Annotated in this window: 5 protein-coding genes; 2 read left to right on the top strand and 3 right to left on the bottom strand. The window is 66.7% G+C overall.

Going from position 1 to position 6,000, the window contains the following annotated elements; translation table 11 throughout:
• Positions 1-239 (bottom strand): DUF3224 domain-containing protein (locus tag ACWD68_RS37210; protein WP_451810894.1); only part of this gene is annotated, 239 nt, incomplete at its 3' end.
• Between the two features lie 333 nt (positions 240-572).
• Here ACWD68_RS37210 and ACWD68_RS37205 point away from each other — a divergent pair.
• Together ACWD68_RS37205 and ACWD68_RS37200 are read left to right on the top strand one after the other, a co-directional pair.
• Positions 573-1,172: a hypothetical protein gene (locus tag ACWD68_RS37205; RefSeq protein ID WP_451810893.1), complete on the top strand. Its 600-nt coding sequence runs from the start codon at positions 573-575 to the stop codon at positions 1,170-1,172.
• A 584-nt stretch (positions 1,173-1,756) separates the two neighbouring features.
• Positions 1,757-3,358, top strand: coding sequence for a hypothetical protein (locus ACWD68_RS37200; protein ID WP_451810892.1), 1,602 nt, complete (start codon positions 1,757-1,759; stop codon positions 3,356-3,358).
• A gap of 129 nt (positions 3,359-3,487) precedes the next feature.
• Here the strand turns inward: ACWD68_RS37200 and ACWD68_RS37195 are convergent, their stop codons facing one another.
• Positions 3,488-4,435, bottom strand: a complete 948-nt coding sequence (locus tag ACWD68_RS37195) for a hypothetical protein (RefSeq protein ID WP_451810891.1) — start codon at positions 4,433-4,435, stop codon at positions 3,488-3,490.
• Positions 4,436-4,845: 410 nt separating this feature from the next.
• The gene (locus ACWD68_RS37190) at positions 4,846-5,277 is read right to left on the bottom strand and encodes a hypothetical protein (RefSeq protein WP_451810890.1); all 432 of its coding nucleotides are present in this window, start codon (positions 5,275-5,277) and stop codon (positions 4,846-4,848) included.
• Positions 5,278-6,000 lie beyond the last annotated feature (723 nt).

Raw genomic sequence — 6,000 nt, 5'->3', positions numbered from 1 at the left:
AAGGAACCCTCCCGCCCGTGCAGCGAGCCTTCGAACGACTCCATGGCCACATAGGTACCGACGCCGGTCGCTTGGTCGAACGCGGCAGTGAACAGGGTTGCCGAGCGGCCCGCGGCCTCTCCCTCGAAGCGCTTCTCCATCGTCGCGACACCTACCGGCAGCCCAGTGGACACGGTCGGCACAGGCTTCAGCTCAGTCGGAACGAACTCTTTGACAGCGAAAGTTGCATTGGCTCTCATGCACCGACCGTACCGATGTGCTCTGACAAGCGCGGCCAGGCCATCGGTGACCATGGCACCGAGGGTCGGCAGAAACGTCAAGGAACAAGCTGAGATCCCACACGTGAGCCTGGAAGCTTTCGGGCAGGGACTTCTGGGGCGTACGAAGGGTTGCCCGGCACAGCCGCGGAATCCTGCCGGGCATTTCGGCGTCGTTCTCCCGCCCCTGCCGGAAGTAAGGCGCGATGAACGCCTGGGGGTTGCGACGAGGGTCACCGCAGCCTTACCGGCGGAAGTCAGCACGTTTACCTACTGAGGCCTCACCATGGTGGAACGGAGAACGAGGGGCAGAGCATGGACAACACTCTTACAACCGCGACCTTCACCTTGATCGGCGTCCTTGCAGGCTCTGCGGGAACGTACTTCGCACCCTTGCAGCTGGACAAGCGACGGCAGCGGAGTGAACAGGCCGTCCGGCACGAGAGCCAGGCCGACGTGCAGCTCGGTCGCTACGTCAGCGCCCGCACGACCGTGGATGTGTGGATCGATCTGTTGGACCGAGCGTACGAAGACCTCCGGCACGACTGCTTTGATCGGGAAGCCTTCACGGCTGACTCCATTCGGTACTCCGACCAGCTGCGCGCAGAGTTGGCTGACCTGACGTTCCTCGGTGTTCCGGTCAGAAGTGGCATCCATGCGGTGGGCAGCGCGGACATCATCCACTCGCTCGCAGCGGTATCGAGCGCCGTCAAGCACATCCAGCATGCTCGCGGAACCAGCAGACCTCGACTCATGGAGGCGATCCGCGGACAGATCCGGACCTGCCGAGACGAGCGAAACGCGTGGTCTTTGCGAGTTCTCGACACGGTGGCCAGGCTTCCGGGAGCTCGGCTTGGGTCCATCGAGCTCGACGGCACGCCAGTTCGGGGCCAACTGCCGGGCCGCCGGCCATGAGTTCCTCAGGCCGCGTGCCGGCGTCGACGGTGCACGTCCAATGCGCGCTCGCTTCTTGAACGGTCGGTCACGGCTGGCGAACCGGTGAAGAACTGTCAGGAGTTGCATCAGCGCTTCGATGCGGCGGCGAGAATCCGCGCGGATGAGTTCGCCGCGCGCCAACGGCGTCGTCGTGCAGTCGATCTGACGAGACGAGCGGTCAGCGAACGATCAGGCCTCGTGACGCGCCGCCGAACAAGTAGATGCCGTCATCCGGGACAGGGCCGGACAGCTGGCACGCGCTGGGGCGGCCGGCCGAGCGTTGGTGGAGTCAGGGGTGAGACGGGCCGGGTACTGATCTGGCAGCCAAGCAGCGGGCTCTTCGCGTTGCAGTCGGGTGCCTCGGCGCTTGCTTGCGGAGCGACTGATTCACTCCCGCCGGAAGCCAAGTGTGGGTACGGTTTTCATCCGGACGGCGGTGAAGGCTCTTCGGGTCGGGGGTTGGGTTGGGGCTGAGTTATCGGGACGCCATTCGCCTGCTCGGTGCGTCGGAAGACCGGACGGCCTCACGTGTATACCCCGTGAATCAGTCTTTCGGAGGATCCATGGTGACACCGGTCCGAGATGCCGACGACTTCCCTTACAACAAAGGAGCGGACTTCTTCGTCCGCGAGTTCTCGAGAGCCGTGGCACCGGACAAGTGGAAATACCTGGCCAGGAATCCACCGCTGATCATCGCGGGCGTCCCGGGCGAGGGACGGACCCATGACGAGGCCGTCTACCGCGTCGCGATGGCGTTCCGGCGCGCGCTTGACGCCGTGCCAAACACCTTCCTGACCGCCGAGAAGGACGACGGCATGCTGCTCTCCGTGCAGGCGGTGTGGGGGTTGCAAAACGTTCCGCTGCCCTACCTGACCCGGGAGCGGTACCCGCAGTTCTGGCTGATGGAGAGCCTCGTCGATTGCATCCGGCGACAACATGACTGCTGGGGCTCGGACAACGACGTGCGGCGGCTGCGTGACTGTGCCTTCCAGCGGCAAAGGGCCGAGCGATCTGGCATCTTGGGGCAGCTTACGTCGCGAGCACTGGACGGCGGCCGGCCGCTATGGATCTTCGGGTCGGGCGTGTACAGCCTGCACCGGGCGTTGTGGTGGTGGTGGATGTCCAGGAAGGTGATGCGTTGGCTGCGCGAGCTGCCCGTGGCCGCGGGCAGCAGCGACCTTTTCAGGGTGATGGACCACGTGGCCGCCGTGCAGGCTCCACGGCTGACACGCAAGGCCGACGACCCGCACCACGATGAAGCGCTGCAGGAGCTGGAGCACCTGTTGGTCCGTGCCCTGCTCGAGGATCTGCGCACACCCCGGCAGCGGCGTCGCATCGCTCGCCCCGTGCTGCTGGTGGTGCTGCCCCCACCCGGAGCCGAGGGCGCCCACGCCGCCGAGCGGTTCCTGATCGCCCTGCACCAGGCGCGCGTCACTGCAGAGCAGTCCAGCCCTATGGTGATTGTCAGACCGTTGGTGATCGGGGTGGGCCGTCCCTCGGAATTCCTCCTCGCCCGGCTGGGCAACCCTCCCGAGAGCGACCTCCTGCAGGCCGGGCTCGCCCTCCGGCAGAAGGACGAATCGCCGGTCCTGGTCACCTTCCGGGAGATGGAGCTCGCCGGGCCCGGTCTCAAGGTCCCGCCGGCCAAGCCTGCGCGCAGGTTCCGGCTTGGCCGGCGCGCCATGTCGCTGGTGCAGGCGGCATTCACAGCGATGAGAAAAGGCGTGATGTCAGTGCCGATCAAGCAGAGTGAAGGCATAGGGCAGAGCGATGCCTCCAATGAGCAGCAGCACCGGCGCGCATGGGTGGCCGTCGGTGTTTGGATCGTCGTCCTCTTGGCCGGCGCGTTGATCGGCCTGCGGGAAGTACTCGACAGCTTCCAGGCCCACGGACGGCTGGGACCCTCCGACGCGCCCGCCGCGGTGACCACGATCGTCGCCCTTGGCACCGCTACCGGCACGCTGATCGGTGTCACGCTCACCGCCTACGCCAAATACGTGCAGGCCCGTGGCCAGGCCGGGGCCGACATGGTCCGGGCAAAGGCCGAACTCATTCGGGCAGAAGCCGACATGATCAGAGCCCGGGCCGGGCTCCCCGCGGCCGAACCATCCGCCAACGGTGACTCCACAGCCACCCCATTGCCTCCCGAACCAGAAACCAGCTGACCTGCTCCCGCCAGGCTCGCCGTGGCGCGCAGGTCGGCGAGGAGCTGACGAAGGCGATTCCGCCCTTCGGCTCGCAGGAGCGTCAGACACGTGGAGGCGGTCTCGCGGCACGCTGAACTCGTCCGCCAGCTACCGATTACGAAGAAACGGACCGTTCAACTCTGTCCGCGCTTCGGAAATGAAGCGGCGGCGCTCCGTGTCGAAATCCGACTCTATGCTGCGGCGAGCACGATCATGCCCTGTATCGCCCGGAGTACCGAGCCGGCGGAATCTTGAGGACGTGAGGGCAACCTCCTCAAGCATGATGCTGTGGCTATGCACGGGATCGTCGCCTGGCACGTCATTGAGATGGAACAGGAAGTTCACCACGGCGCCCTCCAGCTCGGATCCTCGCCGTGGGGCCGGGTTGCCGGATGGATCGGTGAGTAGATCATCGGGGTTGTCCCGGGCTGCTGAACATGCTGTTGAGAACGCGGTGCTGGCCAGTACGATCGGTAGATTGTCAGCTGTGAGGTCGGGGCGTGCCGAATCGGGTGTGAACGCCTCGATCGCGGCTTGCTTGGATCGGTTCAGCTGCGCATCGGCGCGCCGGAAGTCACAGTCCCACCTGTAGAAGTCCGCCAGCTTGTTCACGCTGGCCGCGAAATCGGCGGCACACACGGCCACGTCGGAAGGCCCTTCCAGCTCGACTGCGAAGTAGGCGGATTGCAACGCTGCTAGGGCGCGTGAGATGTCCTCCTGGTGCTGGTCGTACGTTTCTGAAAGAACTTCCTTGCGCAGGGCAGTGATCGAGCTCCTTACGGCTATCTCGACCTCGTGCCCAGCGAGAAGGAGCGCACTGTAGGCCTCACGCTGGACTCCGCGCCTCCACTGCTGGAAAGCGGCGTTGGACTCTGCATGGACAGCGTCCAGCGCGCCCCGGTAGCTGGCCTCGGCTTGTGCGAGTCCGGCACGGCTTGTCTCCAGCGCCTGCTGGAGCGCACCGCGCATCTGCCATCTGCCAACCAAGATCGCCGTCGGAATCCCGAGTGCGGCAACCGTGGCGGCGCTGATGGCGCCTACTCCCTCCAAATCCATGCTCTGATCTTGCCGCAGCCGCCCGCTCGACGGAGGACAGATGAGCGATAGAGGCACTGTCCGTGCCCGCCGCTGGTGGAGACCTCCTCCATGCTCGCTACCGGCCGCGGGGCGTCGCTCTCGGCTTCCGAGACACGGGCCGTGGCGGTCATGCGCAGCCGCCGAACCGCTGGATCATCACGACGACCAGGCGGCCACCAGGGCGGCGCGGCGAGGGTGGCCGCCGGGGCGGTTGGCGTGGCGGTTGGCGTGGCGCTATTCGGTCATCCGGGCGGGCCGGCGGGGAGGTATTCGGTCACTCCGTAGGGGCCGAGATGACCGCATTCCCGCCGGCCGTCAGCGGGGACCGACGGCCGGGAGCAGTTGTGGGGGACCTGGGCACGGGGTGATCGGGGTTGTGGGCTCTGGGGTCAGAGTGTTGTCTCGGTGTCGATCTCATCCCGTGCCTGGCCCACCAGGTCCCACAGGGCTAGGGGGGAGATGAGGTCGGCGTCCGCGGTCTCGGTCGCTCCGCCTCGGCGCATCTGGTCGGCGGACAGGTGCGGGGGGACGCCGAGTTCGTTGCGCAGCCGGTGCAGGACGCTCTGTTCGACGTCGTAGGCGTCGGCGCCGTATGGGAAGTACTGCGTCCTGATGGCTGTCCAGCCGTCCCGGCGGTGGTCGGCGAGGCGTGTCGTGCCGATGTTGGTGATACCGATTTTCACGGCGTTCACGTGCGGGTGGTGCAGGACGTACACCAGGGCTGGAAGGCCGTGGTTGGCGCCGAAGGGGCGGCAACGGCGGCAACCGCCCGCTCCCTGGAGAGCCTTGACCACCACGGTGTCGCAGGTCAGACACTGCATGCGCCACGGGATGCCCAGGCGCCCCGGGTACGGTTCCAGAGGTATGAAGCCGAGCGTGTGTACTCTCGCGGCGGCTTCGTGAGGCTCGATGAGCGGACTCCCGGAGCACTGGCGGCACACCCCTCGCCCGTACTTAGCCAGGTGATGGATGGGGAAGACGACCCGCCCACACACATGCCGGCATCGCCATCGAGCCAGGGTGCCAGGGCAGGGCTCCAACGGCTCGAGGCCGACGGCGCGCATCTCTGCGACGGCTTGGACCGAGAAGTTGGTCCGCCGCGTGGCCACCCGTCCGACCAGCGCGCACTTTCCGCATCCGCCGCCCTTGCGCACGGTGGTGTACCGGGGTTTGACAATGCCGCCGCATCGAAGGCACCGACACGGCCACGGGATCTGGCTGCCCGGGTAGCGGCTCAGCGGCTTGAAGCCGGCGGAGCGCATGAGCTCGGCGGCCTCCTCGTCGCTGACCCGCACCGATCCGTTGCAGCCCGAGCAGCACACCTGTCCGGAACGGATCTCGGCGAGCCGCGGATACCGAATCTGCCCGCACACCCCGTGGAGAGCCTTCCAGCCTTTGTGCACGCCCTGGTAGGCGGCGAGCGGCTCCCATCCGGCCGCGACCAGGTCAGCGGTCGCACGCTCCACTTCCTGCTCAAGGCACCGGGCGCTCGCCGCGGCCTTGGCGCATGCCCCGCATCGGTCTTGCCCTCGGTCCTGGACCTT

Source organism: Streptomyces sp. NPDC005141, assembly GCF_053599975.1.
This window is presented reverse-complemented; position numbering and strand designations above follow the sequence as displayed.